This window comes from Microcystis sp. M109S1 (assembly GCF_020247025.1).
GTDB lineage: Bacteria > Cyanobacteriota > Cyanobacteriia > Cyanobacteriales > Microcystaceae > Microcystis.
In genome coordinates this window covers 1-3,859 of sequence record NZ_JADBRW010000191.1, presented here as the reverse complement: position 1 = coordinate 3,859, position 3,859 = coordinate 1, and the positions used below count along the sequence as shown (strand labels likewise).

The window sequence follows — 3,859 nt, the reverse complement described above, 5'->3', positions numbered from 1 at the left end:
TATTAGAATAGGACAGTTCATTCGGAATAAGTGCATTAGACTCTGGATGGATTCTCACAGAGAAGATAAGGTAAATTATGCTTCTTTTTGCAAATTTGTAACAACGTTGAGTAATGATTCAGACACTCCGTTTGTAGGTAATCTTAACTCTATGGCTCGTCAAGCTAGTGCCGAAAGAGCTTGGTTTGCTATATCTCGTTTCTATGACAATTGTAAGAAAGGTTTAGCTCAAAAAGGCTACCCTAAATTCAAGAAGTTCTCAAGGTCTGTGGAGTACAAAACTTCTGGCTGGAAACTGTCAGAAGATAAAAAGTCTATCCACATAACAGATAAAACTGGAATTGGTAAGTTAAAGCTAGTTGGCTCTTATAATCGTGAAATTCTAGATAAGCCCCTAATCAAAAGAGTTAGGCTTATTAAAAGGGCTGACGGATTCTATTGTCAATTTGTCTTAGACCTTGAACGAGTAGAACTGCTTAATTCTACAGGAAAGGAAGTAGGGATTGATTTAGGTTTAAACCATTTCTTGACCGACTCTAATGGGGATAAAATTGATAACCCTCGTTTCCTCCGTAAAGCCGAAAAACGACTGAAAAAGGCACAGCGTAAACTCTCCAAAAAGAAAAAGGGAAGCCAAAAAAGGTTAAAGCAGAAATCTAAAGTAGCCCGCCTTCATTTAAAAGTTTCTAGACAACGTAAAGATTTTGCCGTTAAGACAGCAAAAGCGTTAATCCAATCTAACGATTTGGTAGTCTATGAGGATTTGAAGGTTTCTAATATGGTGAAAAACAGAAAACTTGCGAAATCAATTTCTGATGCAAGTTGGTCAATGTTCACCGATTGGTTAGACTACTTTGGAAAAATACACGGGAAGTTTGTGGTAGCGGTAAATCCACAATATACAAGTCAGCAATGTTCTGATTGTGGCAATATTGTCAAGAAAACATTATCTGTAAGGACACATATTTGTTCTTGTGGTTGTGTCTTGGATAGAGACGAAAACGCCGCTATAAACATCCTTCGCAGAGCAAATACTGTCGGGCGGACAGAAATTCAAGCCCTCGGACAGACTACCCACTGTCTATTAGGTGAAAGCTTAATAGATAAGGTAACTGGATGAACAGGGAATCCCTCGCTTTTAGCGATGGGAGCGTCAAGCCTGATCTTGATGCAAATCAAGAGTCTATCGGGGAAGCGCCGATAGAGAATGCCGAACACTCGATTAGTAAGCAGATGAAGCAGGAAGGGAATCGCACCCCCACTCAGCCCGAGAATGGCTCGCAATCCCTTATTTTTCTTTCCGCCCCACCTCAGCCGTGCGGGGATAGCCACGGCAAAAACAAACCAAAAGCCTTATCTGATAAGGTATCCAAGCGAAAGCCTAAAAAATCACGGGACGCAATCCCCGAAAATCCCGACCAGCTTACGATCTGGGATTTACTAGACTGATTTTTTAGACCGAGCAGAACCTTGAAAACTGAATTTTAGCGAATGGGGCGCAATCCTTACCTGAAACCCTTTTACATCAAGGGCTAAAGGAAGATGGGAAGCAATTAAGCTTAAGCCTTACTAAGGATTGAAACCATGAGATATTTCGCCATTAGTCGGGCCTGAATCGAAGCAATTAATCTTAAACCCTATTAGGGATTGAAACACTATCAACTCCCAAGATTTTATCTCTGGATTAATGTTCCAATTAATCTTAAGCCCTATTAGGGATTGAAACAATGACCAATACTTTCGCAGGGGAAATTAACGGGTTCCAATTAATCTTAAGCCCTATTAGGGATTGAAACCTGTGTCACTTGGTTCATAGATGAAAGTTTTAGCGTTCCAATTAATCTTAAGCCCTATTAGGGATTGAAACCTGTTTCAGTTGCCCCAGAGATTTTTAAAAAATTGTTCCAATTAATCTTAAGCCCTATTAGGGATTGAAACATCAGCAAAAAAAATATAGGAGTAGAAAAATGTAGTTCCGATTAATCTTAAGCCCTATTAGGGATTGAAACAGGAATTCCGGCCCCATGAACTTGCCAGATTACAGGTTCCAATTAATCTTAAGCCCTATTAGGGATTGAAACCGGTACACAGAACAAAAACAGGAACCCCAAAAAACAGTTCCAATTAATCTTAAGCCCTATTAGGGATTGAAACAATTCTTTTGAATTAGTACAGGTTGCCCAATTGAGGTTCCAATTAATCTTAAGCCCTATTAGGGATTGAAACTGTATAGAGGTGAGAAAAGGAGCAATTCGGCTGGTTCCAATTAATCTTAAGCCCTATTAGGGATTGAAACATAAGCCTTGCTCCTATTAAGTTCTATGCTTTTATTGTTCCAATTAATCTTAAGCCCTATTAGGGATTGAAACTGATGATTCCTTCGGCTCGAATTTGGAATCGGCAGTTCCAATTAATCTTAAGCCCTATTAGGGATTGAAACGAGGCGCAATTAATTGAGGCAGAAAAAGACAAGAGTTCCAATTAATCTTAAGTCCTATTAGGGATTGAAACTGCCAACACTGAGAGCATTTCTTTTTGATCGCTGGTTCCAATTAATCTTAAGCCCTATTAGGGATTGAAACTTTTAATGTCAAATTGGGCGATAAAATTTACAAAGTTCCAATTAATCTTAAGTCCTATTAGGGATTGAAACATATAAAAAAAACGGCGGAGGAAACCGCCTAATGAACCAGGTTCCAATTAATCTTAAGCCCTATTAGGGATTGAAACACGAAAAAGGTCTTAGGGGAGAAGTTAAGACGACGTTCCAATTAATCTTAAGCCCTATTAGGGATTGAAACTGAATCCTTTAAGCATAATATCTCTAGAGTAAGTGTTCCAATTAATCTTAAGCCCTATTAGGGATTGAAACTTAGAGGCTTCTAAGTCAGCTTGCCAGTAATCCCGTTCCAATTAATCTTAAGCCCTATTAGGGATTGAAACATTATGCGGCCCTGGCAGATTTAAATCGCCTAAAGTTCCAATTAATCTTAAGCCCTATTAGGGATTGAAACGATCAGACTTTGTCCGATACGAATCCACAAACAGGGTTCCAATTAATCTTAAGCCCTATTAGGGATTGAAACAAGGAGTATAAAGATTTAGTTGGGGCTTTTTCTACTGTTCCAATTAATCTTAAGCCCTATTAGGGATTGAAACCGCAAAATAGCTCGACGGCTTCGGAGATTCATTCTGGTTCCAATTAATCTTAAGCCCTATTAGGGATTGAAACTTCTGTTAGCGCGGAAATAGGAAGATGCCAAGAAGTTCCAATTAATCTTAAGCCCTATTAGGGATTGAAACGCTTTCGCATCCCTTTATGGACTAATGACGCTCCCCCAGTTCCAATTAATCTTAAGCCCTATTAGGGATTGAAACTGATCTTTGGGCGGGCAGATTAAGCTTGTAGCCAGGTTCCAATTAATCTTAAGCCCTATTAGGGATTGAAACGCGCAATGTGCAATCGATCGAATCCTCTGGATCGGTTCCAATTAATCTTAAGCCCTATTAGGGATTGAAACTTTCGTTGTTATTCATAAAATCAAGCGTATTCAAGTTCCAATTAATCTTAAGCCCTATTAGGGATTGAAACCAAAGGGTAATAGTCGAAGCATTCAACTTAAACGTTCCAATTAATCTTAAGCCCTATTAGGGATTGAAACTTCCGTCTAACCCAAAGTGCCAGCGATTGGAGTGATTGGGGGGAAAATTCAGGGACTTTTTCCCTGAAAATTAGGTAATTGACCAGATGAAAATCGCTAAAACCCTACACCCCACACCCCACACCCTACCCCCACGAAAAACTTTTTGCCGCAAATCCTACTTATGAGGACAGGCACTCATGCAAGAGGCACTGATG

Annotated in this window: 2 protein-coding genes and 1 CRISPR repeat array; both genes read left to right on the top strand. The window is 39.5% G+C overall.

The annotated features are described in order from the left end of the window. The first annotated feature begins 1 nt into the window (after position 1). A complete protein-coding gene (locus IM322_RS09220) occupies positions 2-1,120 on the top strand; it encodes an RNA-guided endonuclease InsQ/TnpB family protein (protein WP_502866913.1) in 1,119 nt (372 codons plus the stop codon). After that, positions 1,117-1,449 carry a hypothetical protein gene (locus IM322_RS09215; protein WP_287672711.1) on the top strand — a complete coding sequence of 111 codons (333 nt, stop codon included), beginning with the start codon at positions 1,117-1,119 and terminating at the stop codon, positions 1,447-1,449. Before IM322_RS09220 ends, IM322_RS09215 begins: the two co-directional genes overlap by 4 nt. Before the next feature lie 97 nt (positions 1,450-1,546). Beyond that, positions 1,547-3,662: a CRISPR direct-repeat array (repeat unit 37 nt; unit sequence GTTCCAATTAATCTTAAGCCCTATTAGGGATTGAAAC). Positions 3,663-3,859 lie beyond the last annotated feature (197 nt).

Coding starts and splice junctions, on each gene's coding strand:
- IM322_RS09215 (WP_287672711.1), top strand. CDS start 1,117: ATGAACAGGGAATCCCTCGCTTTTAGCGATGGGAGCGTCAAGCCTGAT.